This window comes from Mesorhizobium sp. B2-3-4, from assembly GCF_006442315.1.
GTDB lineage: Bacteria > Pseudomonadota > Alphaproteobacteria > Rhizobiales > Rhizobiaceae > Mesorhizobium.
Genome location: NZ_VFVY01000017.1, coordinates 142,714 through 168,214, shown reverse-complemented (window position 1 = coordinate 168,214; position 25,501 = coordinate 142,714). Strand labels below are relative to the sequence as shown.

At 64.0% G+C, this 25,501-nt stretch carries 31 protein-coding genes; 22 read left to right on the top strand and 9 right to left on the bottom strand.

The window, feature by feature from the left end:
* Nucleotides 1-218 precede the first annotated feature (218 nt).
* From FJ967_RS23780 to FJ967_RS23750, 7 genes are all read left to right on the top strand, one after another.
* Nucleotides 219-1,124 carry a DMT family transporter gene (locus FJ967_RS23780; RefSeq protein WP_140734315.1) on the top strand — a complete coding sequence of 302 codons (906 nt, stop codon included), beginning with the start codon at nucleotides 219-221 and terminating at the stop codon, nucleotides 1,122-1,124.
* Between the two features lie 247 nt (nucleotides 1,125-1,371).
* A complete protein-coding gene (locus FJ967_RS23775; RefSeq protein WP_140734313.1) occupies nucleotides 1,372-2,898 on the top strand; it encodes an ABC-F family ATP-binding cassette domain-containing protein in 1,527 nt (508 codons plus the stop codon).
* 110 nt (nucleotides 2,899-3,008) lie between these two features.
* Nucleotides 3,009-3,290 (top strand): type II toxin-antitoxin system RelE/ParE family toxin, encoded by a 282-nt coding sequence (locus tag FJ967_RS23770; RefSeq protein ID WP_140734337.1) that lies wholly within the window; start codon nucleotides 3,009-3,011, stop codon nucleotides 3,288-3,290.
* A 33-nt stretch (nucleotides 3,291-3,323) separates the two neighbouring features.
* On the top strand, nucleotides 3,324-3,623 hold the full coding sequence (locus FJ967_RS23765) for a HigA family addiction module antitoxin (protein ID WP_140734311.1): 300 nt from the start codon (nucleotides 3,324-3,326) through the stop codon (nucleotides 3,621-3,623).
* A gap of 122 nt (nucleotides 3,624-3,745) precedes the next feature.
* The gene (locus FJ967_RS23760) at nucleotides 3,746-3,928 is read left to right on the top strand and encodes a hypothetical protein (protein ID WP_140734309.1); all 183 of its coding nucleotides are present in this window, start codon (nucleotides 3,746-3,748) and stop codon (nucleotides 3,926-3,928) included.
* A gap of 155 nt (nucleotides 3,929-4,083) precedes the next feature.
* Nucleotides 4,084-4,500 (top strand): glyoxalase/bleomycin resistance/extradiol dioxygenase family protein, encoded by a 417-nt coding sequence (locus FJ967_RS23755; protein ID WP_140734307.1) that lies wholly within the window; start codon nucleotides 4,084-4,086, stop codon nucleotides 4,498-4,500.
* A 97-nt stretch (nucleotides 4,501-4,597) separates the two neighbouring features.
* On the top strand, nucleotides 4,598-4,951 hold the full coding sequence (locus FJ967_RS23750; protein ID WP_140734305.1) for a DUF1428 domain-containing protein: 354 nt from the start codon (nucleotides 4,598-4,600) through the stop codon (nucleotides 4,949-4,951).
* 269 nt (nucleotides 4,952-5,220) lie between these two features.
* On the opposite strand, the gene FJ967_RS23745 is transcribed toward FJ967_RS23750, so the two are convergent.
* On the bottom strand, nucleotides 5,221-6,789 hold the full coding sequence (locus FJ967_RS23745) for a sulfotransferase (protein ID WP_246675366.1): 1,569 nt from the start codon (nucleotides 6,787-6,789) through the stop codon (nucleotides 5,221-5,223).
* Nucleotides 6,790-7,116: 327 nt separating this feature from the next.
* On the opposite strand from FJ967_RS23745, the gene FJ967_RS23740 reads away from it, so the two are divergent.
* A complete protein-coding gene (locus FJ967_RS23740) occupies nucleotides 7,117-7,734 on the top strand; it encodes an NAD(P)H-dependent oxidoreductase (protein WP_140734301.1) in 618 nt (205 codons plus the stop codon).
* 44 nt (nucleotides 7,735-7,778) lie between these two features.
* On the opposite strand, the gene FJ967_RS23735 is transcribed toward FJ967_RS23740, so the two are convergent.
* Nucleotides 7,779-8,192 (bottom strand): Kazal-type serine protease inhibitor domain-containing protein, encoded by a 414-nt coding sequence (locus FJ967_RS23735; RefSeq protein ID WP_140734299.1) that lies wholly within the window; start codon nucleotides 8,190-8,192, stop codon nucleotides 7,779-7,781.
* A gap of 589 nt (nucleotides 8,193-8,781) precedes the next feature.
* On the opposite strand from FJ967_RS23735, the gene FJ967_RS23730 reads away from it, so the two are divergent.
* The 3 genes from FJ967_RS23730 to FJ967_RS23720 all read left to right on the top strand — a co-directional run bounded on the left by FJ967_RS23730 (nucleotide 8,782) and on the right by FJ967_RS23720 (nucleotide 10,168).
* Complete coding sequence (locus FJ967_RS23730; RefSeq protein WP_006202520.1) at nucleotides 8,782-8,994, top strand: cold-shock protein; 213 nt, start codon at nucleotides 8,782-8,784, stop codon at nucleotides 8,992-8,994.
* 327 nt (nucleotides 8,995-9,321) lie between these two features.
* The gene (locus FJ967_RS23725; protein WP_008877668.1) at nucleotides 9,322-9,534 is read left to right on the top strand and encodes a cold-shock protein; all 213 of its coding nucleotides are present in this window, start codon (nucleotides 9,322-9,324) and stop codon (nucleotides 9,532-9,534) included.
* Nucleotides 9,535-9,727: 193 nt separating this feature from the next.
* Nucleotides 9,728-10,168: a BA14K family protein gene (locus tag FJ967_RS23720; protein WP_140734298.1), complete on the top strand. Its 441-nt coding sequence runs from the start codon at nucleotides 9,728-9,730 to the stop codon at nucleotides 10,166-10,168.
* A gap of 99 nt (nucleotides 10,169-10,267) precedes the next feature.
* Here the strand turns inward: FJ967_RS23720 and FJ967_RS23715 are convergent, their stop codons facing one another.
* The 3 genes from FJ967_RS23715 to FJ967_RS23705 all read right to left on the bottom strand — a co-directional run bounded on the left by FJ967_RS23715 (nucleotide 10,268) and on the right by FJ967_RS23705 (nucleotide 12,400).
* Complete coding sequence (locus FJ967_RS23715; RefSeq protein ID WP_140734296.1) at nucleotides 10,268-10,906, bottom strand: MBL fold metallo-hydrolase; 639 nt, start codon at nucleotides 10,904-10,906, stop codon at nucleotides 10,268-10,270.
* Nucleotides 10,907-11,043: 137 nt separating this feature from the next.
* The gene (locus tag FJ967_RS23710) at nucleotides 11,044-11,361 is read right to left on the bottom strand and encodes a hypothetical protein (protein ID WP_109659805.1); all 318 of its coding nucleotides are present in this window, start codon (nucleotides 11,359-11,361) and stop codon (nucleotides 11,044-11,046) included.
* Nucleotides 11,362-11,506: 145 nt separating this feature from the next.
* Entirely contained in the window at nucleotides 11,507-12,400 is an 894-nt protein-coding gene (locus FJ967_RS23705) for a branched-chain amino acid aminotransferase (protein ID WP_140734294.1), read from the bottom strand.
* A gap of 260 nt (nucleotides 12,401-12,660) precedes the next feature.
* Between FJ967_RS23705 and FJ967_RS23700 the strand changes: the two genes are divergently transcribed.
* The 4 genes from FJ967_RS23700 to FJ967_RS23685 all read left to right on the top strand — a co-directional run bounded on the left by FJ967_RS23700 (nucleotide 12,661) and on the right by FJ967_RS23685 (nucleotide 16,691).
* Entirely contained in the window at nucleotides 12,661-13,194 is a 534-nt protein-coding gene (locus FJ967_RS23700) for a MarR family transcriptional regulator (RefSeq protein ID WP_181176124.1), read from the top strand.
* Nucleotides 13,181-13,900 (top strand): response regulator transcription factor, encoded by a 720-nt coding sequence (locus FJ967_RS23695; RefSeq protein WP_140734292.1) that lies wholly within the window; start codon nucleotides 13,181-13,183, stop codon nucleotides 13,898-13,900. Before FJ967_RS23700 ends, FJ967_RS23695 begins: the two co-directional genes overlap by 14 nt.
* 42 nt (nucleotides 13,901-13,942) lie before the next feature.
* On the top strand, nucleotides 13,943-15,358 hold the full coding sequence (locus FJ967_RS23690; RefSeq protein ID WP_140734290.1) for an ATP-binding protein: 1,416 nt from the start codon (nucleotides 13,943-13,945) through the stop codon (nucleotides 15,356-15,358).
* A gap of 310 nt (nucleotides 15,359-15,668) precedes the next feature.
* Entirely contained in the window at nucleotides 15,669-16,691 is a 1,023-nt protein-coding gene (locus tag FJ967_RS23685; protein WP_140734288.1) for a glycosyltransferase family 1 protein, read from the top strand.
* Between the two features lie 3 nt (nucleotides 16,692-16,694).
* On the opposite strand, the gene FJ967_RS23680 is transcribed toward FJ967_RS23685, so the two are convergent.
* The 3 genes from FJ967_RS23680 to FJ967_RS23670 all read right to left on the bottom strand — a co-directional run bounded on the left by FJ967_RS23680 (nucleotide 16,695) and on the right by FJ967_RS23670 (nucleotide 18,193).
* Entirely contained in the window at nucleotides 16,695-17,054 is a 360-nt protein-coding gene (locus tag FJ967_RS23680; protein ID WP_140734286.1) for a tRNA-binding protein, read from the bottom strand.
* 17 nt (nucleotides 17,055-17,071) lie between these two features.
* Nucleotides 17,072-17,572: a YbjN domain-containing protein gene (locus FJ967_RS23675; protein WP_027143347.1), complete on the bottom strand. Its 501-nt coding sequence runs from the start codon at nucleotides 17,570-17,572 to the stop codon at nucleotides 17,072-17,074.
* A gap of 318 nt (nucleotides 17,573-17,890) precedes the next feature.
* A complete protein-coding gene (locus FJ967_RS23670; RefSeq protein WP_127280606.1) occupies nucleotides 17,891-18,193 on the bottom strand; it encodes an accessory factor UbiK family protein in 303 nt (100 codons plus the stop codon).
* 191 nt (nucleotides 18,194-18,384) lie between these two features.
* Between FJ967_RS23670 and FJ967_RS23665 the strand changes: the two genes are divergently transcribed.
* The 7 genes from FJ967_RS23665 to FJ967_RS23635 all read left to right on the top strand — a co-directional run bounded on the left by FJ967_RS23665 (nucleotide 18,385) and on the right by FJ967_RS23635 (nucleotide 24,523).
* The gene (locus tag FJ967_RS23665) at nucleotides 18,385-18,627 is read left to right on the top strand and encodes a BrnA antitoxin family protein (RefSeq protein WP_140734284.1); all 243 of its coding nucleotides are present in this window, start codon (nucleotides 18,385-18,387) and stop codon (nucleotides 18,625-18,627) included.
* A 128-nt stretch (nucleotides 18,628-18,755) separates the two neighbouring features.
* Nucleotides 18,756-19,616, top strand: coding sequence for a prolipoprotein diacylglyceryl transferase (gene lgt, locus FJ967_RS23660; RefSeq protein ID WP_140734282.1), 861 nt, complete (start codon nucleotides 18,756-18,758; stop codon nucleotides 19,614-19,616).
* Nucleotides 19,613-20,701 (top strand): class I SAM-dependent methyltransferase, encoded by a 1,089-nt coding sequence (locus FJ967_RS23655; RefSeq protein ID WP_140734280.1) that lies wholly within the window; start codon nucleotides 19,613-19,615, stop codon nucleotides 20,699-20,701. Before lgt ends, FJ967_RS23655 begins: the two co-directional genes overlap by 4 nt.
* A gap of 103 nt (nucleotides 20,702-20,804) precedes the next feature.
* On the top strand, nucleotides 20,805-21,599 hold the full coding sequence (pgeF, locus tag FJ967_RS23650) for a peptidoglycan editing factor PgeF (protein ID WP_140734278.1): 795 nt from the start codon (nucleotides 20,805-20,807) through the stop codon (nucleotides 21,597-21,599).
* Complete coding sequence (locus FJ967_RS23645; protein ID WP_140734276.1) at nucleotides 21,599-22,750, top strand: Xaa-Pro peptidase family protein; 1,152 nt, start codon at nucleotides 21,599-21,601, stop codon at nucleotides 22,748-22,750. Before pgeF ends, FJ967_RS23645 begins: the two co-directional genes overlap by 1 nt.
* Nucleotides 22,751-22,793: 43 nt before the next feature.
* Nucleotides 22,794-23,432: a hypothetical protein gene (locus tag FJ967_RS23640; RefSeq protein ID WP_140734275.1), complete on the top strand. Its 639-nt coding sequence runs from the start codon at nucleotides 22,794-22,796 to the stop codon at nucleotides 23,430-23,432.
* 155 nt (nucleotides 23,433-23,587) lie between these two features.
* Nucleotides 23,588-24,523, top strand: a complete 936-nt coding sequence (locus FJ967_RS23635) for a ribose-phosphate pyrophosphokinase (protein ID WP_140734273.1) — start codon at nucleotides 23,588-23,590, stop codon at nucleotides 24,521-24,523.
* A gap of 40 nt (nucleotides 24,524-24,563) precedes the next feature.
* On the opposite strand, the gene FJ967_RS23630 is transcribed toward FJ967_RS23635, so the two are convergent.
* Nucleotides 24,564-25,448, bottom strand: a complete 885-nt coding sequence (locus tag FJ967_RS23630; protein WP_140734271.1) for a helix-turn-helix transcriptional regulator — start codon at nucleotides 25,446-25,448, stop codon at nucleotides 24,564-24,566.
* Nucleotides 25,449-25,501: the final 53 nt, after the last annotated feature.

Below are 25,501 nucleotides of genomic sequence, written 5' to 3'. Positions count from 1 at the left end.
GGCGGGCGACTTCACCAAGCCTCGGACCGGATGGCCATCCGGTCCGAGGCTCAGTCGCTTACATCGCACAAACTCTCTTCCGTGCAGATACAAGGGGCGGCGCAAACGCCGACAGTCCGGCTCGCCGTAAAGTCGGCTGGACTATAGTCTCGCGCTTGCCACCTTCCGGCAGAAACGATACGCCGCAGCAATCCGCAAAACCTCCCCGCCGGCCCTCCATGAAACCCAGGGACATCGCCGCTTACGTCTTCCTGGCCGTCACCTGGGGCCTGTCCTTCCTTGTCCTGCTCAAGGTGGTACATGCCTTCGGTTGGGTCGGCGCGGTCACCTTGCGTTCGCTGATCGCCGGCATCACGCTCTTTCTGCTGGCGGCAGCGACGCGGCGCCGGCTCGATTTCAGCGCCGGTTGGCGGCACTTCGGCGTGGTGGGCGCGACGACGGTCGCTGCGCAATTGGTCGGCCTCTCCTATGCCACCCCGCGCATCGGCACGGCGATGGCGGCGATCCTGGTTGCCGCGATCCCGATGTTCTCGATGATCCTCGGCCAGTTGTGGGGACTGGAGCGGATCACGCCGCGCGGCCTCGCTGGGCTCCTGCTCGGCGCCGCCGGCATCGTCGTCCTGGTCGGCTTTCCCGCCGTTCCGATCACAGCATCCTTCGCGCTGGGCTGCGCCGCATCGCTGTTCAGTTCCTTCGCCGCAGCCTTCGGCAGCAACTATGCCAACCGCCACCTGCGTTCGGCTGGCTCGTTCGAGCTCACTGGCGCCGCCTTCCTGTTCGGCGGCCTGATGACGCTGCCGCTGCTTTTCGTCGTGCCTGTGCCGGCCATGCCGCGCCCTGTCGACTTCCTCTACCTTGCGGTACTTGCCTGCGTCATGAGCGCCATGACCTATGTCGTCTATTTCCGGCTGGTGGCCAGCATCGGCGCCACCAGGACGATCAGCGTCGAATTCGCCGTGACCACGATCGCGGTGCTGGCCGGCACGCTTCTGCTCGGCGAGTCGCTGACCATCATTCAGGGCTTCGGTGCGGTGGCGATCATCGGTGGCTGCATCCTGGTGCTGGACCCGTTCCCGCGCCGCGCGAAAGCGCCGGCCTTGCCATCAGCCCCACCTTTGGTGTAGCCAGTCGTCACACTCGAACGTCTTGAAAGGAGGGCTCACGTGTTCACGTTCCATCGTCACCACCGTCAGCGTGGCCCGATTTCCGCCCTGCAGGCGAGCTTGCAGGGCTGACCAGGGACGGTCCGGGTTTTTCCCGCTTCGATTTTTTGGTCTGCCCTTCGTGGTGCGCAAAGCCGAGCCTGATGGCCGCTACGCGCATCGTCAAAGTGCATCAGCCGGACTTTCCGGCAAGACCTGAGAAATCAAAATGGCCCTCCTCAGCCTCAAATCCCTCGGCGTCACCATGAGTGCGCCGCTCTTCGCCAATCTCGACCTCACCATCGGCGGCGGCGACCGGCTTGGCATTGTCGCCGCCAATGGCCGCGGCAAGTCGACCTTGCTCAAATGCCTGACCGGCGCGATGGAGCCGACCTCCGGCGACATCACCCGCACGCGCGGCCTGCGCATCGGCCATGTCGAACAGTCGGTTCCCGCTGCCCTTCTCGGCCGCACCTTCTATCAGGTGGTCGCCGACGCCTTGCCGCCGGAGCAGGCCGACAGCGAGATGTGGCGGGTCGACGTGGTGCTGGATTCACTCGACGTGCCCGAGGCCATGCGCGAGCGGGAAATGCGAGCGCTGAGCGGCGGCTGGCAGCGGCTGGCGCTGATCGCCCGCGTCTGGGTCACCGATCCCGACATGCTGCTTCTGGACGAGCCGACCAATCACCTCGATCTCGCCAGGATCAGCCAGCTGGAGACTTGGCTGAACGCGCTGCCGCGCGAAGTGCCTGTCGTCATCGCCAGCCATGACCGCGCCTTCCTCGACGCGGTTACCAACCGGACGCTGTTCCTGCGCCCAGAGCAATCGCCGGTGTTCGCCCTGCCCTACTCGCGCGCCAGACAGGCCCTTGACGAGGTCGATGCCTCGACGGCACGCAAGTTCGAGCGCGACATGAAAGTCGCCCAGCAATTGCGCAAGCAAGCCGCCAAGCTCAACAACATCGGCATCAATTCGGGCAGCGATCTGCTGACCGTGAAAACCAAACAGCTGAAGGAGCGCGCGGACAAGCTCGAAGAGGCGGCGGCGCCGGCGCATCGCGAGAAATCGGCCGGCGCGATCCGGCTCGCCAATCGCGGCACGCACGCCAAGGTGCTGATCACGCTTGAAGACGCGGCGGTGGAAACGCCCGACGGCACGCTGCTGTTCCGGACCGGCAAGCGCCACATCTGCCAGGGCGACCGCATCGTGCTGCTCGGCCGCAACGGCGTCGGCAAGTCGCGTTTCGTCGCCATGATCCGCAACGCCATTCTCGAGCCGGAGACGGTCGCCAATGTGAAGGTGACACCGTCGACGGTGCTCGGCTACAGCGACCAGGCGCTGTCCGACATCGACGGCAACGACACGCCGCTGGCGATGGTATCGCGAAAATTCGATGTCGGCGAGCAGCGCGCCCGCTCGCTGCTTGCCGGCGCCGGCGTGGTCATCGATATGCAGGAGAGGAAGATCGGCGCGTTGTCCGGCGGCCAAAAGGCGCGGCTGATGATGCTGGCGCTGAGGCTCGCCAATCCCAATTTCTACCTGCTCGACGAGCCGACCAACCATCTCGACATAGACGGCCAGGAAGCGCTGGAAGAAGAATTGCTGAAGCACCAGGCAAGCTGCGTGCTCGCCTCGCACGACCGCTCCTTCATCCGCGCCGTCGGCAACCGCTTCTGGCTGATCGACAAGCGGCGGCTGACCGAGGTCGAGGATCCGGAGAGTTTCTTCCGCGAGGTGGCCGAGGGAGTTGGCTAGACACGAAGGACAAAATTATCACCCGTCGGGTCGAAATCGTATCGTGGCATGAGACGTATTCTTGACTCAAAGAACGTATCGTGCGATGGTACGTCGGTCAGGTCTGGCGGATGATACGTTCGTTCAAGAACAAGATCAGCGAAGCTGTTGCGAACGGCAAGGCTCCCAAGGGCTTTCCCTCGGATCTTGTCCGCTCAGCCCAGCGCAAGCTGTTTATGATCGATAACGCCGCCGAACTGTCCGACTTGAAGGCGCCACCCGGCAACAGGCTTGAGCTGTTGAAAGGCAACCGTGCCGGTCAGCACTCGATCCGGATCAACGATCAGTTCCGCATCTGCTTTCGCTGGGTGGACGGACAAGCCGAGGACGTCGAAATCACCGACTATCACTAGGGACAATTGTTTCGCTCACGTCGCAGGTCTCAAATGTTGAACATCCACCCACCCATCCATCCCGGCGAAATTCTTCGCGAGGAATATCTCGTCCCGCTTGGCCTCAAGCCATACACGCTCGCCAAGAATCTGCATGTGCCGCGTACGCGCATCGAGCGCCTGGCCGGGGAGACGACAGCGGTGACGCCCGACACCGCGCTGCGCCTCGCGAAGTTCTTCGGGACGACGCCGCAATTCTGGATGAATATGCAGGCCAGCTACGATCTCGCAATCGAAGGCGAGGCCAAGAAGGCCGATCTCGATAAGATAGAAAGCCTGGGAACGGCTGCGTGACACCAGGAGTAACCAGGTCCCCCTCGTAAAAAAATCCGGGCGATCTGTCGGATCGACTGAACCTCTTCCGTCCTTGGGATGCCGACACGATGATGCCGGCTCCAACCCAGGGAGAATTGATCATGTCCGTCCTGTCATCCATCGGCCGCATCGCAACCCGCTACGCGGCGGCGCGTGCCCGTCATCGCGGCGAACGTATCCTGCTGTCGCTGCCGGCCGAACTGCGCAAGGATATCGGCTTTCCGGAAATACTCGATACCCGCGAGAGCCGTCGCGCGGCCACGTCCTCGGCCAAGGTCATATGACCCCGGCCAGCCGCCGCGTGTGCGGACCTCGAGAGCCGGCCTGTCGCCCGCTGATCCGGGCCTGCGGAAAAATTTTCAGCACCCTGTAGGATTGGTGTCGCCTCGTCCGTCCTATGGTTCGCAAGGCCAAACCAAACGTGAAGAGGAACGCGAGCATGACCGACCAGACCCCGCCCCGCCCCCAGGTTCTTGGCGGATTGACCCCCTATCTGCAGGTCGACGGCGCCATCAAGGCCGCCGAGTTCTACAAGAAGGCTTTCGGGGCCGAGGAAGTCTTTGCCTATCCGCCCGATGAGCAAGGCCGCACCATGCACATCCATCTCTACATCAACGGCTCGACAATCATGCTGGGCGACGCCTATCCCGAACACGGCCATCCGCACCAGGCGGCGCAGGGCTATACGCTGCAGCTCCATCTCGGCAAGGATGATATCGACGCCTGGTGGAAGCGCGCCGTCGACGCCGGCTGCGAGATCGCCACGCCGCTGCAGGTCATGTTCTGGGGCGACCGCTGGGGCCAGGTGAAGGACCCCTTCGGCGTCGCCTGGGCAATGAACGCCCCCACGGAATAGGTTTTAGCGGCGCGCCTCGCAAAGCGACGCGCCCAACCGCGCCGGGTCGTATCCCCGCCGACCCGGCGCGCCCGTTTTTCAACAAAGGAGTTTCATCATGTCCTATGTCGACGGTTTCGTGCTTGCCGTGCCGAAGGCCAAACTCGATGACTACAGGAAGCTGGCCAATCTCGCCGGTCCGATCTGGATGGAGCACGGCGCGCTCTCCTATGTCGAATGCATCGGCGACGACGTCCCCTATGGCGAGCTGACCTCATTCCCGCGTGCCGTTCAGGCAAAGGACGACGAGATCGTCGTCTTCGCCTGGGCGGTTTATGAATCGAGGCAGAGCCGCGATGCGGTGATGGCCAAGGTCATGGCCGATGAGCGTTTGACGCCCGATTGGGGGCCCATGCCGTTCGACATGAAGCGCATGATCTTCGGCGGCTTCCAGCCGTTTATCGAGCTTTGAGCGGCGTCAGGCTTTACACGCTGTCATCCCGGGCTCGCACCACGTCATCCTCGGGCTTGTCCCGAGGATCTGCCGACCTAACCAAGCCAGCCGCTTCCATTATCTTCCCCGCCATAACCGAACATAGCCACGCCGCAGATCCTCGGGACAAGCCCGAGGATGACGGCGCAGGAACTGACACCGATCAGTTCCCGCGCTTCGTACGCGGATTCATCAGCCAAACGACGCACCCTCGGGCTTGTCCCGAGGGTCTGCCAACGTCCCGTGTGCTAATCCAGCTTGTCGAGCAGCGGCTTCAGCCGGTCGCCATAGCGTTTCCACAGGTCGACCGAACCTTGATAAATCGGCTGGCGCACCTGCGCGGCGGACGCGGTGCGCACCGGCCTGTCGGTCTGGTGGAACGATAGCACGGCATCGTCCCATGGCAGGCCGAGATAATCGATCAGCGCCCGGCTCTGCCCGTCCTGGTCGGCGATGAAATCCTCATAGCGCACATCGTGCACGACACCTGGCAGCACCTTGTGCCAATGCGCCATGATGTCGGTGTAGAGATTGTGGAAGTCCGCGAGCTCGGCCAGGTCATAGCCATAGCGATGGCTGTCGCCGCGGAAATGCACCTTGTAGATCGACAGGCACGTGGCGGCCGCGTCGCGCGTGCAATGGATGATCCTGGCCTTGGGCAGCATCATGTGGATGAAGCCGACGAGCAGGAAGTTGCCCGGCATCTTGTCGGTGACGTGGCGCATGTGCGGATAGCGGGCATGCAGCGTGTCGAGATAGGCCTGCCCGGCCTCGGCGAAATCCTTGTCGTCGGTGTCGGCCACGCCCCAGGGGAAGCCGCCCGGCATGTTCGACGGGAACTGCCTGCCGACCGCCGTCTTCAGGATGTTGAGCTCGCCCGCGCCATAGACCTGTGGGTGGCTGGCGATGATCTGCTCGACCAGCGTCGTGCCCGAACGCGGCATGCCGACGACGAAGATCGGCGCATCGTCGGTGATCGGGCTCGGCCGGTGCTTTTCGAAGAAGCCGGCGTCGAACACCGTCTTCATCGCCTCGAATTCGGCACGCGTCTTCACCGGATCATAATTGATGCCCTTGCGGCGGATGGCATTGCCCTCGGCGAAATAGTCGAAGGCCTTGCCATAATCCTTGAGATCGTCATTGGCCTTGCCGAGGCCGAAGGACAGCTGCATGCGCGCCAGGCTGTCCCGAGGCGCCTTGGCGTGCTGGGCTTCCATCCCGGCCAATTCGGCGTCGCGCTCCTTCTGGCGTTTGACCTGCGTCAGCATCAGCCACGCCTGGGCCATCGCAGGCTGGATTGCCACAGCTTGCCGGAACAGCTCCGTCGCCTCGTCGAGCTTGCCCTTCTCCATCAGCCCGACGCCGAGGCCATGCAGCAGGTCCGCGTCCTTGGGGCGAATGGTCAGTGCCTCCTGGAAGGTAGCCAGTGCCTCGTCGAGACGTCCGGCTTCCTGCAGCGTTTCGGCAAGCCCGATACGGGCGCGCACGTGGAATGGGTTACGCTGCACCGTGCCGCGATACATCTCCTCGGCCTCGTCGAACCGGCCGGTCTGCTTCAGCGACGAGCCGAGATTATCGCGCGCCGCGAGCTGCTCCGGCCGCAGATCCACCGCGCCTTGGAAGAAATCGATCGCCGCCGCGACACGGCCGAGGTCGCGCATGACCGTGCCGATATTGTTGAGGAAGTCGGGGTTCGTCGGCTGCAGCTGAACCGACTGTTCCAGCAGGTTCATCCCGTCTTCGCTGCGCCCGGTCTGGTGCAGCAGCAAGCCCAGGAAATGCGCCGCGGCCGCGTGTTTGGGCTGGCGCGCCAGCACCTGCCCGTAGATCGCCTCGGCCTCTTGCAGGCGCCCGGCCTGATGCAGCTGCAGCGCCTGCTGGACATACTGGTCGAGGCCCAGCGGTGGCTGTCCGCCCGCGCCGGACCTGCCTGCGCCGGACCTGGCTCCCGCACCCGCCGCTCTTCTCTGATCTCTGTTGATGGGACACCTACCGTATTTGTGTGCCTGCGGGACCTAAGCCATGCCGCGCAGAGATTCAAGGTGCGAGCGCTGCCCGAACGGCCAGGAGCACCCGCAAGGCGTGTGCAACCACAAGCCAATCGCGACGTTGAGCCCGCACACCCGCATGCAGGAGTTCGCCAGATGTCGCTTACCGCCTTTGCCATCAATTGCTCGCTGAAGGCCTCCGACGACAAGGAGAAATCGTCCACCGACAAGATCGTCGCCGATCTGCTCTCGGCGCTCGAACCGCATGGCGTGAAGGGCGAGGTCGTGCGCGCGCTCGATCACGACATCAAGCCCGGCGTGCTCTCCGACATGGGCAAGGGCGATGACTGGCCTGGCCTGCGCGAGAAGATCGTCGCCGCCGATATCTTCATTCTCGGCTTGCCGATCTGGATGGGCCAGCCGTCGAGCGTCGCCAAGCGCGTCATGGAGCGCATGGACGCCTTTCTCGAGGAGACCGACGCCAAGGGCCGCATGCCGGCCGCCGGCAAGGTGGCGCTGGTGGCGATCGTCGGCAACGAGGACGGCGCGCACCATTGCCACGCGCAATGTTTCCAGGCGCTCAACGATGTCGGCTTCACCATCCCGGCCAATGGCGGTGTCTACTGGGTCGGTGAAGCCATGGGCGACGTCAACTATGTCGATCTGCCGAAAACTCCCGACAAGGTCGCCAAAGCCATTGAAATGGCGGCTTCAAACGCGGCTCATCTAGCCAGGCTTCTGAACGGCGCGGCCTATGTCGGCGTCGACAAATGAGCCCTCCTTCTCCCCATTAAGAGAGAAGGGAGAGGCTCGGCATCTCAGCACGGGCCTTCGCCGACGATGCGATAGTCGGACGCACGGGCCTCGCAGGCATTGGGGAAGGTGCGCATGTCGCCGTGCCGGCGGCCGCACACCGGCGCGTATTCGCGGGTGCAGAAAGTCTGTTCGCCACCACCGCCGCCGCCACCACCGCCGTCGCGGCAGGGGCCGTCGCGCACGATGCGGTAACCGGCCCTCTCGGCGAGACAGCCATTGGCGAAGGTCTGGCGGTCGCCGCCGCGCCGGGCGCAGACCGGCTCATACTGTTTGGTGCAGAATTGCGGTTCGGGGCGCGGCGGACGCGGGCGCGGTCCCGGGCCGTCATCGACGACCACCGTGCAGGCGGCAAGAATTGCCGACAGGAACAGGATGGCAAAACCCTGACGCGAAAAGATTGCCGCAAGAAACCTCATGATCGTCTCTCCCTCGACCCCCGTCCCGGAGTGAACCGAGCAAGGCTTGGCCTGCGGTTCGCTGATAATGATATCGATCAAAACAAAGACTAAAATCACATCCGTATGGCACGATCCTCGCTATTCCATTGCCAATTGCAACCCCCGTTCGCGGCTTCTGTCGGGAAACGACGCCTGGATCGGTCGCGGTCCCGCCGCGCGACGCCGGCCGTCATCGCCTCTGGCCCATGCATGACCTTGCCTGTGGGCCGATGACCCCTCAGGCAACGAAGCCTATTTGCGGCCGGTCGACGCTCGGATCAGTCGATTATTTGCGTCGGGATGCGCCAATGGCGGCCGCCCGCGGCGCTATCTTGCAACCTTCACGTTTCCGTGCGATAAATTCTGTGTTCGGGCATTTGCGACCCGGAGAGCGGAACGTTTTGGACGACCTTTCCCCGATACTGTGAATCTCTGACGGCCCCGTTTTTCGGCGGGGGTTTTGACCATGCGCCAATGCATGACTGCCGAAAGCAACCACCGGGAACTGCCCTCGACGCCAGGTGGCGGGCAGGACCACCAAGACTGAACGGGTGAAGGAGTTTCCCCAATGGCCCAGACCGGCACCGTTAAATTCTTCAATGCGACCAAAGGCTTCGGTTTCATCACGCCCGACGGCGGCGCCAAGGACGTGTTCGTCCATATCTCAGCGATCGAGGCCTCGGGCCTGCGCACGCTCGTCGACGGCCAGAAAGTCACTTTCGACGTCGAGCCGGACCGCATGGGCAAGGGCCCGAAGGCCGTCAACCTGCGCGCCGCCTGAGCGGTCGTCGCGCCGCACATCCCCGGCGGATGGGCGAACGAGGTTTTTGAGCCTGGCCAGCACCTGGGCAGGCAGACAGATTTTTGAAAGGCGCGGCGGCTTTCGTCGCGCCTTTTTCATGTCCGCGGCGCAACATCGACCCGTGCCGCCCGCAAGTTGATCCGGGTCCGGAGCCAATGACGCGCATCATAACAAGCACTTAAAGCGTCACCTGCTTTAAGTGCCCGCAAAACTTTCACTTGCCGATGGCGCTAAAATAAAGGACAAATTTCCTCTCGGGCATTTGCCGGCCCGAGACTGGAGTTTATGGGATCAAAGGAGCTTCCCATGCCGCAGACCGGCACCGTCAAATTCTTCAATCATGCCAAGGGCTTCGGCTTCATCACACCGGATGATGGCGCGAAGGATGTCTTCGTGCATATTTCGGCCGTGCAGGCGTCGGGTCTTCCCGGTCTCGAAGATGGGCAGAAAGTGACATTCGATACCGAGCCGGACAAGCGCGGCAAGGGACCCAAGGCCGTCAACCTGTCGGTCGGCTGAGCCGGCTGCAGACCGACGCCGGCTGCGGCAGGCCAGGGCCGCGCCCCAGCGGGTGCGGCTGTGACGCCGTGAAAGAACGCGTGCGGTCAAATTTTCGTTCAGCCCCCGTTCAGCCACGGTCTCATATTAGTCATTCGTAAAGCCGGATCGCATCCCCTGCAAAACTGCACGGCCCGGCACGAAGGAGACCAAGATGAACCGTATTTTCAAGACAGCCGTGCTGTCCGCCGCCGTGGTCGCAACCACGCTCGCGACCTTGCCTGCCGCCAATGCCCGTGATTGGAACCGCTGGCACCACGGCCGTGGTGGTGGCCATCATCATGGCGATGCCATTGCCGCCGGCGTCCTCGGCCTCGCGGCCGGCGCGCTGATCGGTGGCGCGTTGGCCAATGACCAGCCCCCGGCCTACGCCGACCGCTACTACGATGACGGTTACGACCGTGACGTGGTGGTGCGCCCTGCCCCGGTCCGCCGCTACTATGCCGAGCCGCAGGTGGTCTATGCCGACCGTTATGCCGAACCGTGGACGCGCGGCTGGTACGAGTATTGCTCGGACCGCTACCGCACCTTCAACTCCCGCACCGGCACCTTCACCGGCAATGACGGCGAGCAGCATTTCTGCACTGCCAACTGAGGCTTCCCTGCCCCAACAAAAAGCGCTGACCGCGAGGTCGGCGCTTTTTTGTTTGTCAGCTTGTCGGGCTGTCGAAACCAGGAGCGGCTCGGATCCAGTTCAGGTCAAGAACGGATTGGTCCTGCGTTCCTCGCCAAAGCGTCCGCCCGGCCCGTGGCCGCAGATGAAGCCGATGTCGTCGCCAAGCGGCAGCAGCTTGTCCTTGATCGAGGCGATGAGCGTTGCATGGTCGCCGCCCGGCAGGTCGGTGCGGCCGACCGAGCCGCGAAAAAGGACGTCGCCGACATGGGCGAATTTGGCGGCGCGGTTGTAGTAGACGACATGGCCGGGCGCGTGTCCGGGGCAATGCAGCACCTCGAACATGTGAGTGCCGAACGACACCGTCTCACCCTCGGTGAGAAACCTGTCCGGCACGCAGTTGCGCGAACCCTCGATGCCGTAGCGCCGGCCCTGGTTCGCCAGATTGTCGAGCAGCATCCGGTCGGCTTCATGCGGGCCGATGATCTCGATGCCGAGCGCTTCCTTCAGCTCCATGGCGCCGCCGGCATGGTCGATATGGCCATGCGTGATCCAGATCGCCTCGGCGGTGATCGCATTGTCCTTGAGCACCGCCAGCACCCTGTCGATGTCGCCGCCCGGATCGACGACGACGCCGCGCTTGTCGTCCATGTCGAACAGGATGGTGCAGTTCTGCTGGAACGGTGTGACCGGCACGATGCCGGCATTGAGCTGACCCATGATCGTCCTTTCGCTGTGTCAGCGCTGATTTAGAGACGTGGGCCTGGAGCGTCCAGCCCCGCAAGGACGAACGATCCGTCGCCGCAAAAGAAATGGGCGGCCGAGGCCGCCCATTTTGCCAGCCCGAGATGGCAGGCTTACTTCTTCATGGCGCCCATGACCGCGCCGAGAATGCCGGTCAGGATCGCGCCGCCGCCGGCGCCGCCGACGATGTTGTTGAGGTTGAGCGCGCTGCCGAGGCCGCTCGTCGCCGCCGCGGCTGCCGCCGGATCGACCGCGCCGCCACCGAGCAGGCTGCCCAGGATCGCCGCGCCGCCGACACCGCCAATGGCTCCGCCCAGGATTTTGGGAAGCTGCCCCATCGCCGCCGTCTTGAGCGCCGCACCGACCGCCTGACCACCGATGATGCCGGTAATCACCTGTATAATGATCGGAAGAAGCGTGTTCATGTCCATGTTACCAGTCCCTCCATAGCTGCCAGCCTCCCAGGCCGACAGCATCATGAGACGCCGAATTGGACGAAAGTCAAATGCAGAAACGCTGAAATAAAAGGGGCGGCCCGAAAACCGCCCCTGCTTGCGTGAAAAGCTGTGACTATCGTTATTCTGCGGCGATCGCGTGCTTCGGCTGAACGGCGGCAGAATAGTCGTTCATGAGGTTCTTGGCGATTTCACCGACCTCGAATCGGTAAGGTCCGATCTCGGAAACCGGCGTTACTTCCGCCGCGGTCCCGGTCAGGAAGCATTGCTCGAACCCTTCGAGTTCTTCCGGCATGATGGCGCGTTCGATGACTTCCAGACCGCGATCCCTGGCAAGTCCAATGACCGTGCGGCGGGTGATGCCGTCGAGGAAGCAGTCGGGCTTGGGCGTGTGGATCTTGCCGTCCTTGACGAAGAAGATGTTGGCACCGGTCGCTTCCGCGACCTGGCCGCGCCAGTCGAGCATCATGGCGTCGGCATAGCCCTTGGCCTCGGCGGCATGCTTGGACATGGTGCAGATCATGTAGAGGCCGGCCGCCTTCGACCGCGACGGCGCCGTACGCGGGTCGGGCCGGCGCCACTCGGCCACGTCGAGGCGGATGCCCTTCAGCTTCTGCGCCGGATCGAAATAGCTCGGCCACTGCCAGATGGCGATGGCGACGTTGATGCGGTTGTTCTGCGCCGAAACGCCCATCTGCTCGCTGCCGCGCCAGGCGATCGGCCTGACATAGGCGTCCTGAAAACCCTGTTTCTTCAGAAGCGTCGTCGAGGCGTCGTTGAGCTCGGCCACCGAATAGGGAATCTTGAAGCCGAGCAGGCGCGCCGATTCATGCAGGCGCTCGGTATGCTCGTTGAGCTTGAAGATCTCGCCGCCATAGGCGCGCTCACCCTCGAAGACCGCGCTGGCATAGTGCAGGCCGTGGGTCAGGACATGGATCTTGGCGTCTCCCCACGCAACGAATTCGCCATTCATCCAGATGAAGCCGTCCAATTGATCGAAGGGAACGGATGCCATGGTAACCTCCCGCGGGTCGTGGCCCGCATATCTCGGTGTCGTTGCGTGTTCTTTTCGGTCGCGCCATCCGGTGGGAGACGCCGGCCCATGTCTCGAAGCGTAAGCGGATAATCGCGCTCTGGCAAACTCAGGAAGTTCCGGAAAAACCGGCTCGCCTTGCCTTTTCGTTCGCAATCAGCCCAAAAGCTTGTCAAAAATTACCATTGCAGGGAAATTACGTCAATAGTACTGACATAATCTCCCATTCCCATGGAGAAATGATGACGGATAAAAGCTCAGATGCCGGAAAACCGATCAGGACCGCGATCACCAGCGAGGACGGCATCGACTTCGCCATCATCGAACTCTTCTTCTTCGCCTATCGTGACTTCACCTCCGATCCCGATCAGATCCTGGCCGATTACGGCTTCGGCCGCGCCCATCATCGCGTGCTGCATTTCGTCAATCGCAGGCCGGGCCTGACCGTCGCCGAACTGCTCGATGTCTTGAAGATCACCAAGCAGAGCCTGGCGCGCGTGCTCAAGCAGTTGATCGACACCGATCACGTCGTGCAGTTGCAGGGCCCGCGCGACCGCCGCCAGCGCGAACTCTATCCGACGGCCAAGGGCCGCGCGCTGGCGTTGGCGCTGGCGCGGCCACAGTCGCGCCGCATCCGTGCTGCATTGGAAGATTCCGGCGCCGCCGAACGGACCTTGGTGGAACGCTTCCTCGAAGCGATGGTCAATCCGGAACTGAGAGCTCAGATCGACGTTGGGTCCGCAAAAATGTCAGGGAAAAGCCATGGAGAGCACTGAGAGGGTCGACCAGGCGGCCGCACCGGACGACGACGCGCCGCATCTGCTGGTCGTCGACGACGACACCCGTATCCGCAATCTTCTCAAGCAGTATCTGACCGAAAACGGCTTTCGCGTCACCGTCGCGGGCAATTCCGGCGAGGCCCGCCGCAAGCTTGCCGGCCTCGACTTCGACCTGCTCGTGCTCGACGTCATGATGCCGGGAGAAAGCGGCGTCGACCTGACCAAGGCGCTGCGTGCCGAAAAGAACGTGCCGATCCTGATGCTGACGGCCTTGTCGGAGACGGACAGCCGCATCTCCGGGCTCGAGGCCGGCGCCGACGATTATTTGCCCAAACCTTTCGACCCGCGCGAGCTGATCCTGCGCATCAACAACATCCTGCGCCGCGGCGGCCCGACGGCGACGCCCAAGGTCGAACAGCTGGTCTTCGGCCCCTACACCTTCCAGATCGCCAGGCGCGAACTGAAGCGCGGCGGCGAGGCGCTGAAGCTGACCGACCGCGAACAGGAGATCCTGGCGATCTTCGCCGCGCGCGCCGGCGAGACCATCCCGCGCCACGAGCTGGTCGGCGACGATTCGGAAGTCGGCGAGCGCACCATCGACGTCCAGATCAACCGGCTGCGCCGCAAGATCGAGCGCGATCCGTCCAATCCGGTCTGGTTGCAGACGGTACGCGGTATTGGGTATCGGCTCAGCGTGGAATAGAGTGCCGGCGGCGCTAACACCGCCGACGGATGAAAAGAGCCTATGGCGACAACGGACCTGGAACAGCCGGACAATGACGGCTTGAGCGCACGCGCCACGCGGGCGCTCAAGGCGGTGCCGCGCATCTGGAACCGGTTCTGGCGTCTCGTTTCGCTCTATATGCCCAAGCGCCTCTACGCGCGCTCGCTGATCATCGTCATCGCACCGATGATCCTGCTGCAGTCGGTCGTCGCCTTCGATTTCATGGAGCGCCACTGGGCAACAGTGACGCAGCGCCTGTCGCAGGCGACCGTGCGCGACATCGCCGCCATCATCGATCTGATAGAGGCTTATCCGCACGACGCCGACTACGCCAACATCATCCGCATCGCCCAGGACCGCATGCAGTTGAAGGTCGACCTGCTGCCGCCCGATCCCTTGCCGCCGCCTGGGCCCAAGCCGTTCTTCTCGATCCTCGACGACGTGCTTTCGGCCGAGATCACCCGACAGATCAACCGGCCCTTCTGGATCGACACGGTCGGCAATTCCAACATTGTCGAGGTTCGGGTCCAGCTCGAGAACAAGGTGCTGCGCGTCTTCGTGCGCCGCAGCCAGGCCTACGCCTCCAACACCCACATCTTCCTGATCTGGATGGTCGGCACCTCGCTGGTGCTGTTGATGATCGCCATCCCCTTCCTGCGCAACCAGATCCGGCCGATCCTGGCGCTTGCCGAGGCTGCCGAAAGCTTCGGCAAGGGCCGGCCGATGTCGCGCGATTTTCGCCCGCGTGGCGCCGAGGAGGTTCGCCGCGCCGGCTTTGCCTTCATCCAGATGCGCGAGCGCATCGAACGCCAGATCGAACAGCGCACCGCCATGCTCACCGGTGTCAGCCACGATCTCAGGACCATCCTGACCCGCTTCAAGCTGCAGCTGGCGCTGGCCGGCGGCAAGGCCGAGACCAAGGCGGCCCTCGACCAGGACATCGAAGACATGCAGTCGATGCTCGAAGGCTATCTCGCCTTTGCGCGCGGCGAAGCCACGGAAGACCCCGGACGCTTTGATCTGGCGGGCTATTTCCAGAAGCTCGGCGAGGAAGCGGCGTTGCGCAAATGCAAACTGTCGACAACGCTTTCCGGCGACCCGACCGTGCATGTGCGGCCGAACGCCTTCACGCGGCTGCTGTCCAACGTCATCGGCAACGCCTTCCGCTATGCCAAGACGGTGGAGGTCAACGCCAACCACAGCCGCGGCTTCCTCGTCGTCACCATCGACGATGACGGCCCCGGCATTCCGACCGACCGGCGCGACGACGTCTTCAAGCCCTTCGTGCGCCTCGACGAGGCCCGCAATCTCGACGCCAGCGGCACCGGGCTCGGCCTGTCGATCGCCCGCGACATAGCCCGCAGCCATGGCGGCGACATCGCGCTCGACGACAGTCCGATGGGTGGGTTGCGGGCCGTCATCAAGGTTCCGGCCTGACGTCGCCAGACTAGGGCTGGCAGCACCCAAATAGAGCCGCCCGGCAACAAGCCCGCTCTTCTTGCGCGCCTGTCGTCTCGTCAGAAAGCCGGCTCTGCTTCCCGCAATCATCGGCCAGTCTTCATCCGCCCGTCATGAAACCATGGTCAAGAGCGCGCATGAAGCGCGCGACCGCACTTGATTCGTCCCTGCCGCCTGACTTCGACCGCGTGCCCGCCAGGGTGCGCTGGAGCGAAGCGAGGGCGGCCGCATGGTCGCCGTTCCGGCATCGTTTCAAGGCAACCGCCGACCTGCGGAGCAAAGGGCCGCCATGCGCATATTGATGGTTACCGACGCCTGGCGCCCGCAAGTCAACGGCGTCGTCCACACGCTGGAGCGGCTTACCGAAACGCTCAAATCCTTCGATGTCGCGGTCGAATTCCTGACCCCGAACATCTTTCGCACCTTGCCCTTGCCGACCTATCCCGACATCCGCCTGGCGCTGACCACGCCCGGCCACGTCGCACGCCTGATCGACGGCTACAAGGCCGACCACATCCATATCGTCACCGAGGGGCCGCTCGGCATCATGGCGCGGCGCTACTGCCGCAATGCCGGCCGGCCGTTCACCACCAGCTACCACACCCGCTTTCCCGAGTATCTCAGTGCCCGCCTGCCGGTACCCGAGAGCTGGGCCTATCGCTGGCTGCGCGATTTCCACAATTCCGGCCAGGGCACGCTGGTCGCCACCCAGTCGCTTGCCGATGATCTGACGGCGCGCGGCTTCAACAAGCTCAGGCCCTGGACGCGCGGCGTCGACACCGACCATTTCCGGCCCGACAAGCGCAAGGAGCTCGGCTTCCCCGGCCCGGTCTTCCTCTGCGTCGGCCGCGTCGCCATCGAAAAGAACCTCTCGGCCTTCCTCGATCTCGACCTGCCCGGCAGCAAGGTGGTCGTCGGCGAAGGCCCGGAGCTGGCAAAGCTCAAGGCGAAATATCCGAAGGCGCATTTCCTTGGCCATCGCCCGAATGACGAACTGGCCGAAATCTACGCCTCGGCCGATGTCTTCGTCTTTCCCAGCCGCACCGACACGTTCGGCAACGTCATCATCGAGGCGCTGGCCAGCGGCACGCCGGTCGCCGCCTATCCGGTGACGGGACCGATCGACATTGTCGGCGACGGTTTCGGCGGCGCGGTGTCGAACGATTTGCGCGAGGCCTCGCTTGCCGCGCTCAACGTCGACCGCGCCCAGGCCAGGGAACGCGCCATGCGCTACAGCTGGAAGGCCTGCGCGGAAATGTTTCTCGACACGGTCGAGGAAGCGCTGGGGACAACGCGCAAACTGGCGGCCTGAGAGTTAAAAGAGCCGCCCGCCGTCCGGCACCTTGCGCTCGATGGCGCCGAGGACCACGGCCCCTTCCTCGTCGGGAAAGCCGAGCGTCAGCACTTCCGACATGAACGGGCCGATCTGGCGCGGCGGAAAATTGACCACCGCGAACACCTGGCGGCCGACCAGCGTCTGCGGCGTATAGTATTTGGTGATCTGCGCCGACGATTTCTTGATGCCGATGCCAGGGCCGAAATCGATCCTGAGCTTGAAGGCCGGCTTGCGCGCCTCCGGAAACGGTTCTGCCTCGACGATCGTGCCGGCACGGATGTCGACACGATCGAAATCGGCAAAACTGATCTCGGGCTTGCGCTCGCTGCTCGAACTCATCTCTGGTCTTATCCGGCTCAGGCGTTGCCGAAGGTCTCGAACAGCACGCCGGCCAGCGCGTCCTTGGCCGATGTCCCCGACCAGACGACGAACTGGAAGGCCTGGAAATAGCATTCGCAGGCTTCCAGCGCCGAGGACAACAGCACCTCGACCTGCTGGCTCGAAGGTTCGACCCCGCCGGCGAGCAGCAGCGACTGGCGGAACATGATCGCGCCCTCCTGCTCCCAGAGGTCGAAATGGCCGAACAGCATCTGTTCGTTGATCAGCGACAACAGCCGCATCACTTCCAGCGTGCGCGTCTCCGGCACCTTGATGTCGAAGGCGCAGGCCAGATGCAGCGCCTCGAAATCCTCCATCCAAGAAAAGGAGACGTGATAGTCGGTCCAGCTGCCGGCGACCGAGATCGAGATTTCGTCGTCGCCGGCCCGTTCGAAGGACCAGTCATTGTTGTGGGCCACCTGCTCGATCACATCCACCGGATGGATTTCGCGGGAAAATTCGAGTTCGAGAAGTTCCATGGAATGCTTCCTGTGTTCAGGGGAGCGCCACACGCCCCGCGGGGCACACACGACGAACAATCTTGTCTTGAACTCGGACGGCCAGGACTTCATCAACGCAAAGACCCCAGACCGAACCCCACCGCCCGGCGCATGACCCTGCTCCGAATCATGCAACAAATTCAGTCTATTGATCGGGAGTCGCGTGAACAGCCCCATTTTTCGCACTGCGTCATTCGCATGTGGAAAGGTGCCTGTCACAAAGAGTCACGCAATGCCGGTAAGCGATTCACGGCAAAGCGATTTTCAGGCTGGTGCTTTGTGGAAAAGTTTAACGAATTATTTTTTCGGCTTGGGCTTCGCCGGAGCCGCAGGTGTGGCCTGACCGGTTAATTCGGCGATCCTGGCCTCGAGCGCCTCGATGCGCTCGGCAAGCCTGCCATTCTCTTCCCGCGCCTTGGCCGCCATCTCGCGCGCGGCTTCGAACTCCTCGCGCTGCACGACATCCATGGAATTCAGGATGCGCTCCGCCTGGCCCTTGAAGGCCGTTTCCACCTCGCGGCGAACACCTTGAGCCGCACCGGCGGCATCGGTCATCAGCTTGGCGAATTCATCGAGAATGCGGTTCGGTCCGGTCGACATGGCAAATCCTCGCTTGCTCGAAATGACGTAGTGGCGTGGGGCGCCGAATGCAAGAAGGGCTACGACATCTGCGTTGCTATGGCGCACGATACGGTAGGCCAGGCAATATCCCGCATCTTTCCCAAGGCTGTACTTGAAGATGCCGAGTCGCCTATCGTGCCGTCAAGCATGCCTCCAATCAGGGTCAACTAATGGCAACGCCCCCGCGCCGACCGACAAATCCATTCGCTGCCGCCGAAGCTGTGTTCAAGCCGGTCAAGAAGCCTGTCGAAGCTCCGCCTCGCCAGCCATCGGCCGCCCCTGATGTCCGCGAGCTCGTCTCGATCAAGATCGACCGCGCCGTGCTCGATCATTTCCAGGAAGACGGGCCGGGCTGGCAGGACAGGATCAACGACGCCTTGCGTGAATTGGTGGCCGCCAAGCCCAAGGGTTGAGCATCGCTACCCGCGCGATGGCGCCTGAAGCGGCCCTGCTGCCGGATCGTTGACGGCTCGCACCTTGCCTTGACCCTGCCAAAACCCTGCCGCATGGTCCGCGCCGATCGCAACCCGAGAGCTCCCCGTTGAACGAATATTTCCTGCTGCCGCTGGCTTCCCTGCCTTTTCCCAACATCAACCCGATTCTCGTCCAGATCGGGCCTTTGGCGGTGCACTGGTACGGCATCGGTTACATCGTCGGCATCCTGTTTGCCTGGTGGTACGCCAAGCGGCTCGCCGCCAATCCCAAACTCTGGCCCGACGGCGTCCTGCCGATGAAGCCGGAGGATCTCGACGATTTCATCGTCTGGGCGGCCATCGGCGTGGTGCTGGGCGGCCGCACCGGCTACGTGCTCTTCTACGACCTGGCGCGCTATATCGCCCACCCGCTCGACATTTTCGCGGTCTGGCAGGGCGGCATGTCCTTCCACGGCGGCCTGCTCGGCGTCATCCTCGCCATGACGCTGTTCTCCATCAGGCGCGGCATTCGCACCTGGTCGCTGTTCGATGTCGTGGCCGCCGGCGTGCCAGTCGGGCTGGGTCTGGTGCGCGTCGCCAACTTCATCAACTCCGAGCTCTGGGGGCGGCCGAGCGATGTGCCCTGGGCAATCGAGTTCCCCAATGGCGGCCCGTTCACCCGCCATCCGAGCCAGCTCTACGAGGCACTGCTGGAAGGCCTCGTGCTGTTCCTCGTGCTGCGCATCCTCACCCATTCGCGCCTGAAGCTTAAGACGCCGCGCTTTCTCGGCGGCGCCTTCATCTGCGGTTACGGCCTGTCGCGCATTTTCGTCGAGTTCTTCCGCGAGCCCGACCAGCAGCTCGGCTATCTCCTCCAAACCAACTGGCTGACCATGGGCATGATCCTGTCGACGCCGATGGTGCTGGCCGGCATCTGGGCGATGGCGACGGCCAAGCCGGTGGCGCAGACACAGCCGCAGGCGACATGACGCTGCTGAAGGCCAGGATCATCGACCTGATCGAGGCGGTGGGCCCGATGCCGGTCAATGAATACATGGCGCTGTGCCTGTTCGATCCGCGCGACGGCTACTACACGACGCGCGAGCCTTTCGGGGCAGCCGGCGACTTCGTCACCGCGCCGGAGATCAGCCAGATGTTCGGCGAACTCGTCGCCGTCTGGCTCTACCAGGCCTGGGTGGCGATCGGCCGGCCGATGCCAGTCACCGTCGCCGAGATCGGCCCGGGCCGCGGCACGCTGATGAAGGACATGCTGCGCACCCTGTCGCGGCTCGACCCGGCGCTGGCCAATGGCGCCGCCTTCGCCATGATCGAGACCAGCCCGCGGCTGGCGGACATCCAGAAACAGACACTCGGCGCGACACCCTTCGCCATCTCCTGGCACGAAACCATCGACACGCTGCCGCGGCAGCCGCTGCTAATCATCGGCAACGAATTGTTCGACGCCGTGCCCATCCGCCAGTTCGTGCGCGCCGGCGCCACGTGGCGTGAGCGCATGGTCGGCCTGGACGAGGCGGACAATCTTTGTTTCTTCGCCGGCGCCGGCTCGATCGACCCGACGCTCCTGCCCAGGGATGCCGGCGACGCGCCGCAAGGCGCGGTGGTCGAAGTCGCGCCCGCTCGCACCGCTCTGATGGCGGCGATCGCAGAACGCATGGCCAGCGACGGCGGTGCCGGCCTGTTCCTCGACTACGGCCATCTGCGGCCCGGTGTCGGTGACACGCTGCAGGCCTTGCGCCGGCACAATTACGAAGACGTGCTGGCCAATCCCGGCGAGGCCGACCTGACGTCCCATGTCGATTTCGCCGCCCTTGCGGCTGTCGTGCGCGCGCATGGTCTCGACGCCCATCTGTCGACGCAGGGCAATTTCCTGCTCGGCATGGGTATTCTGGAGCGCGCCGGCCAGTTGGGCGCCGATGCCGGCCAGGCGGCACGCGACACGATATCGGATGCCGTCGAGCGCCTCGCCGGCCCGCAAGCCATGGGCGAACTCTTCAAGGTCCTCGCCGTCGTTCCGCGCGGCACGGCAGTCCGGCCTTTCGCGACAGCGGATTGACTTTTCACCGCTGCCCCTCCCAATCTCCCGTCCGGTAAGACAGCGGCCGCACCGCCGGCCGCTTTTGCTTGACGAAACCGCCCACACGGACAACAACGCCCGCATGCTCAATCAGACCAAACCGGATCCCGTTCGGTCGCCGCTGCTGGACAAGGCACGCGCCCAAGGCATCCGCCACGGCTATTTCACCCGCGTCGGCGGCGTCTCCACCGGCATCTACCAGGGTCTCAACATCGGCAGCGGATCGGCGGACGACCAGGCGCTGGTGGCCGAGAACCGGACCCGCGTCGCCGCCTGGATGGGTGTGCCCGCCAGCCATCTCCTGACCGCCTGGCAGGTCCATTCGCCCGACGTCGTCATCGCCAGGGAACCCTTCGCCGGCGAGCGGCCCAAGGCCGACGCCATCGTCACCGACCGGCCCGGCATCGCCATCGGCGCCTCGACCGCCGATTGCGGCCCGGTCCTGTTCGCGGATGTCGGGGCGCGCATCATCGGCGCGGCGCATGCCGGCTGGAAAGGCGCTTTCACGGGCGTGCTCGAAAACACCGTTGCCGCCATGGAGAGCCTTGGCGCCCGCCGCGAAAACATCATCGCCGTGCTCGGCCCTTCGATCGGCCCCGACAATTACGAAGTCGGGCCGGAATTCGTCGCCCGCTTCGTCGAGGCGGATGCCGAAAATGCGCGTTACTTCGCGCCGTCGGCGCATGCCGGTCATTCGATGTTCGACCTCAATCTCTACACCGTCGAGCGGCTTCTCAAGGCCGGCGTCAGTGCGGAAGGCCTCGGCCGCTGCACCTATGCCGAGGAAGATCTTTTCTACTCCTATCGGCGCACCACGCACCGCAGGGAACCCGATTATGGCCGGCAGGTCTCGGCAATCGTTTTGGAGAATGAATAATGGCGCTGCATTTTGAACGATCCGAATTCGACGCGCGGCGCGACCGGTTGATGATCGAGATGGCCGAGAAGAAGCTCGACGCCATCCTGCTGTTCGCGCAGGAAAGCATGTACTGGCTGACGGGTTACGACACGTTCGGCTTCTGCTTCTTCCAATGCCTGGTGGTGAAGGCCGACGGCTCGATGGTGCTCCTGACACGCTCTGCCGACCTGCGACAGGCGCGACAGACCTCGATCATCGACAACATCGTGCTGTGGACCGACCGCGACGGCGCCAATCCGGCGGTCGACCTGCGCAACCTGCTCAACGATCTCGACCTGCTCGGCGCCCGCATCGGCGTCGAATACGACACGCACGGCCTGACCGCCTACAATGGCCGCCGTTTGGACGAGCAGTTGCAGACCTTCGGCCAGATCGCCGACGCTTCCGGCATCGTCGGCCGGCTGCGCCTGTTCAAGAGCCCGGCCGAAATCGCCAAGGCGGAAAAGGCCGCCAGCCTCTCCGACGACGCGCTGGACGCGGCCCTGCCGCTGATCAAGCAAGGTGGCGACGAGGCCCTGATCCTGGCCGCCATGCAGGGCGCGATCTTCGCCGGCGGCGGTGACTATCCGGCCAACGAGTTCATCATCGGCTCCGGCGTCGACGCACTTTTGTGCCGCTACAAGGCCGGCCGCCGCAAACTCACCAAGAACGACCAGCTGACGCTCGAATGGGCCGGCGTCTTCAATCACTACCATGCGCCGATGATGCGCACGGTGCTGACCGGCAAGGTCTCCAAGCGCCATCAGGAGCTGTTCGACGCCGCACGCGCGGCACTTCTGGCGGTCGAAAAGGCAATGACGCCGGGAAACACCTTCGGCGACGTGTTCGACGCTCACGCCCGCACCATGGAGGCGCACGGCCTGACCAAGCACCGGCTGAACGCCTGCGGCTATTCGGTCGGCGCCCGCTTCACGCCGTCCTGGATGGACATGCCGATGTTCTACCAGGGCAATCCGGAACCGATCGCGCCCAACATGACGCTGTTCGCGCATATGATCATCATGGATTCCGAGACCGAGACGGCAATGACGCTTGGCCGCACCTACCTGACCACCGAATCCCAGCCGAAGCCGCTTTCCCGCCATGATCTCGACTTGATCGTGCAGTGAATCCATAATGGGAGGCGTTCTTCGCCAAGGAGTTAGAAGGCAAATGAGACGATCGCATGTGACGACCGTGTCATTGCTTGTGGCATTGGCTCTGGCTGCCTGCACCAACGCAAAGGACGTCCTCGAACCTTCCGCCATCACCCCGCCGGCGGCCTCGGCGCAAGCCGCACCGGCCGCGCAAGGCAGCGCCGCGGCCACCACGCCCGCCCCGGCGCCATCGACAGCCGCGCCGGCCGCCACGGCGGGCACCCCTGCCGCGGCGCCCGTCACCTCCGCCCAGGCCGCCGCCGTCCTGGCCAGGACACGCCTGCAGATCGCCCCGATCGTCGGCGCTTCGGTGGAAGCCGCCACGCCGCTGACGGCGGAACTGCAGACACGCGCCAAGCAGCGCGGCATCACGCTGGCCGGCAGCCAGGACCAGACCGCGACCCATGTGCTCAAGGGCTATTTCTCGGCGATGTCGGAGGGCAAGGACACCACCGTCATCTATGTCTGGGACGTCTACGACCCCTCCGGCAACCGGTTGCACCGCATCAACGGCCAGATGAAGGCGCCTTCGACCAATTCCGGCGGCAGCGCGGGCGCCGACAGCTGGAAGTCGGTGTCGCCGGCCACCATGCAGGCGATCGCCGACCAGACGATCGATCAGTTCGCGGCCTTTCTCGGCGGCAAGGCGGGTTGAAGTGTTGCCGGTCGGCGATGGCCAACAGCTTTCTTGACCTTAGCCGGCGGATTCCCGATCTCGGCGCTTGCAATACCGGCGCGGGCCGCTAAAAGCCCGGTTAAAAGGCGTAGGAGAGTCCCCCAGGCCTCTCCGTCCTCCACCAGGAACGGTGCATGAAACTCTTCGCGGGCAATTCCAACAGGGTGCTGGCCGAAGCGGTCGCCCGCTATCTCAACATCCCGCTGGGCAAGGCCAGTGTCAGGCGCTTCGCCGACCAGGAAATCTTCGTCGAAATCCAGGAGAACGTGCGCGGCGAGGATGTCTTCATCCTGCAGTCAACCTCGTTCCCGACCAACGATCACCTGATGGAACTGCTCATCATGATCGACGCCTTCATGCGCTCCTCGGCCAGGCGCATTACGGCGGTCATCCCTTATTTCGGCTATGCCAGGCAGGACCGCCGCGCTTCCGGCCGCACGCCGATCTCGGCCAAGCTGGTCGCCAACATGATCACCCGCGCCGGCGTCGACCGGGTTTTGACCCTCGATCTCCATGCCGGCCAGATCCAGGGCTTCTTCGACATCCCGACCGACAATCTGTTCTCGGTGCCGGTGATGGCCCGCGACGTGAAGGCGAAATACAAGCAGCTCGGCAATGTCGTGGTGGTGTCGCCCGACATTGGCGGCGTGGTGCGCGCTCGCGCGCTGGCCAAGCGCTTCGACGCACAGCTCGCCATCGTCGACAAGCGCCGCGAGCGTCCGGGCGAATCGGAAGTGATGAACATCATCGGTGCTGTCGCCGGCAAGGACTGCCTGTTGATCGACGACATCGTCGATAGCGGCGGCACGCTGTGCAACGCCGCCGATGCGCTGCTGGCCAACGGCGCCACCAGCGTCACCGCCTACATCACCCATGGCGTGTTGTCGGGGGGGGCCGTTGCCCGCATCAGCGGCTCGAAGCTGCAGGAACTGGTCATCACCGATTCCATCCAGCCGACGCAAAGCGTGCTCGACGCCCCAAATATCCGCGTCATCTCGATCGCCGACCTGATGGGCGAAGCCATTTCGCGCACGGCGACCGAGGAATCGGTGTCGAGCCTGTTCGACTAGGTCGCAGTGACGATTTAGGACAATTCCGGGAAAAGCGCGCTCAAGGCGCGGGACTTTCCAGCCGAACCGGGCCGATCAGGCGACGGGCGACCTCGACGCTTTCGCGCGCACCGCGCATATAGCCGCGCGGCGAGGAACCCAGCATGCGCTTGAACATGGTAATGAAGGCCGGCACGCTGTCATAGCCGAGATCGAGCGCCACCCTGGTGATCGGCTCGCCATCGGCAAGCCTGGGCAAGGCCGCGAACAGGCAGGCCTGCTGGCGCCATGTCGACAGGGACAGGCCGGTCTGGCGCTGGAAGGCGCGGGTGAAGGAGCGCCGGCTCATGCCCACGCTGTCGGCCCATTCGTCGATCGTCGCGTGCGGCGAGGGAGCGGCGACGAAGCGCCGGCACAGCGCCGCCAATTTGGGATCGGACGGGAACGGCAGGCCGAGCGGCCGTTCCGGCAAGGTCGGAATTTCATGCAGCAGGAGATTCATGATCAGCCCGCCGCGCCCTTCCAGCTCACCGCCCTGCGGCAGCTTTTCCGATTCCACGATCAGGCTGTGCATCAGGTCGGTGACGCCGACGACGCGCAGTCCCTCGGGCAGCCCCTCTATCGCCTGCGGCATGACATAGACGGAACGCATCGAGACGTCGCCCAGCATCTCGACGGAATGCTCGATGCCGGCCGGAATCCACATCGCGTGGTCGGGCGGCACCATCCAGCGCCCATGCCGCGTCGTCACCAGCACGACGCCGACCAGCGCATGCAGCAACTGGCTGCGGCTGTGGCGGTGCTGGGGGACATGGTAACCGTCGGGATATTCGGTCGGCAAAGCCACGACCGGCCCGACCGCCTGCTCCAGCCACTGCCATCGGCTCAGGTGCAACAGATCGAAATCGGCACTGGGCGCCTTGAAGATTTCCGTGCTGTTTGGCATCCGGTATGGCCCACTTGCGAAACTATTGGACCAAACCACGAAAGAAGTCGCTT

What these genes read in the sequence shown, in the direction of transcription:
- FJ967_RS23755 (WP_140734307.1), top strand. Translation starts at nt 4,084, where the DNA reads ATGACCGACCAGACCCCGCCCCGCCCCCAGGTTCTTGGCGGATTGACC.
- FJ967_RS23725 (WP_008877668.1), top strand. Translation starts at nt 9,322, where the DNA reads ATGCCGCAGACCGGCACCGTCAAATTCTTCAATCATGCCAAGGGCTTC.
- FJ967_RS23665 (WP_140734284.1), top strand. Translation starts at nt 18,385, where the DNA reads ATGGCAACGCCCCCGCGCCGACCGACAAATCCATTCGCTGCCGCCGAA.
- FJ967_RS23630 (WP_140734271.1), bottom strand. Translation starts at nt 25,448, where the DNA reads ATGCCAAACAGCACGGAAATCTTCAAGGCGCCCAGTGCCGATTTCGAT.
- FJ967_RS23685 (WP_140734288.1), top strand. Translation starts at nt 15,669, where the DNA reads ATGCGCATATTGATGGTTACCGACGCCTGGCGCCCGCAAGTCAACGGC.
- FJ967_RS23740 (WP_140734301.1), top strand. Translation starts at nt 7,117, where the DNA reads ATGTCGCTTACCGCCTTTGCCATCAATTGCTCGCTGAAGGCCTCCGAC.
- FJ967_RS23640 (WP_140734275.1), top strand. Translation starts at nt 22,794, where the DNA reads ATGAGACGATCGCATGTGACGACCGTGTCATTGCTTGTGGCATTGGCT.
- pgeF (WP_140734278.1), top strand. Translation starts at nt 20,805, where the DNA reads ATGCTCAATCAGACCAAACCGGATCCCGTTCGGTCGCCGCTGCTGGAC.
- FJ967_RS23705 (WP_140734294.1), bottom strand. Translation starts at nt 12,400, where the DNA reads ATGGCATCCGTTCCCTTCGATCAATTGGACGGCTTCATCTGGATGAAT.
- FJ967_RS23765 (WP_140734311.1), top strand. Translation starts at nt 3,324, where the DNA reads ATGTTGAACATCCACCCACCCATCCATCCCGGCGAAATTCTTCGCGAG.
- FJ967_RS23695 (WP_140734292.1), top strand. Translation starts at nt 13,181, where the DNA reads ATGGAGAGCACTGAGAGGGTCGACCAGGCGGCCGCACCGGACGACGAC.
- FJ967_RS23780 (WP_140734315.1), top strand. Translation starts at nt 219, where the DNA reads ATGAAACCCAGGGACATCGCCGCTTACGTCTTCCTGGCCGTCACCTGG.
- FJ967_RS23700 (WP_181176124.1), top strand. Translation starts at nt 12,661, where the DNA reads ATGACGGATAAAAGCTCAGATGCCGGAAAACCGATCAGGACCGCGATC.
- FJ967_RS23775 (WP_140734313.1), top strand. Translation starts at nt 1,372, where the DNA reads ATGGCCCTCCTCAGCCTCAAATCCCTCGGCGTCACCATGAGTGCGCCG.
- FJ967_RS23680 (WP_140734286.1), bottom strand. Translation starts at nt 17,054, where the DNA reads ATGAGTTCGAGCAGCGAGCGCAAGCCCGAGATCAGTTTTGCCGATTTC.
- FJ967_RS23675 (WP_027143347.1), bottom strand. Translation starts at nt 17,572, where the DNA reads ATGGAACTTCTCGAACTCGAATTTTCCCGCGAAATCCATCCGGTGGAT.
- FJ967_RS23750 (WP_140734305.1), top strand. Translation starts at nt 4,598, where the DNA reads ATGTCCTATGTCGACGGTTTCGTGCTTGCCGTGCCGAAGGCCAAACTC.
- FJ967_RS23730 (WP_006202520.1), top strand. Translation starts at nt 8,782, where the DNA reads ATGGCCCAGACCGGCACCGTTAAATTCTTCAATGCGACCAAAGGCTTC.
- FJ967_RS23720 (WP_140734298.1), top strand. Translation starts at nt 9,728, where the DNA reads ATGAACCGTATTTTCAAGACAGCCGTGCTGTCCGCCGCCGTGGTCGCA.
- FJ967_RS23770 (WP_140734337.1), top strand. Translation starts at nt 3,009, where the DNA reads ATGATACGTTCGTTCAAGAACAAGATCAGCGAAGCTGTTGCGAACGGC.
- FJ967_RS23760 (WP_140734309.1), top strand. Translation starts at nt 3,746, where the DNA reads ATGTCCGTCCTGTCATCCATCGGCCGCATCGCAACCCGCTACGCGGCG.
- FJ967_RS23735 (WP_140734299.1), bottom strand. Translation starts at nt 8,192, where the DNA reads ATGAGGTTTCTTGCGGCAATCTTTTCGCGTCAGGGTTTTGCCATCCTG.
- FJ967_RS23645 (WP_140734276.1), top strand. Translation starts at nt 21,599, where the DNA reads ATGGCGCTGCATTTTGAACGATCCGAATTCGACGCGCGGCGCGACCGG.
- FJ967_RS23710 (WP_109659805.1), bottom strand. Translation starts at nt 11,361, where the DNA reads ATGGACATGAACACGCTTCTTCCGATCATTATACAGGTGATTACCGGC.
- FJ967_RS23690 (WP_140734290.1), top strand. Translation starts at nt 13,943, where the DNA reads ATGGCGACAACGGACCTGGAACAGCCGGACAATGACGGCTTGAGCGCA.
- FJ967_RS23635 (WP_140734273.1), top strand. Translation starts at nt 23,588, where the DNA reads ATGAAACTCTTCGCGGGCAATTCCAACAGGGTGCTGGCCGAAGCGGTC.
- FJ967_RS23715 (WP_140734296.1), bottom strand. Translation starts at nt 10,906, where the DNA reads ATGGGTCAGCTCAATGCCGGCATCGTGCCGGTCACACCGTTCCAGCAG.
- FJ967_RS23670 (WP_127280606.1), bottom strand. Translation starts at nt 18,193, where the DNA reads ATGTCGACCGGACCGAACCGCATTCTCGATGAATTCGCCAAGCTGATG.
- FJ967_RS23655 (WP_140734280.1), top strand. Translation starts at nt 19,613, where the DNA reads ATGACGCTGCTGAAGGCCAGGATCATCGACCTGATCGAGGCGGTGGGC.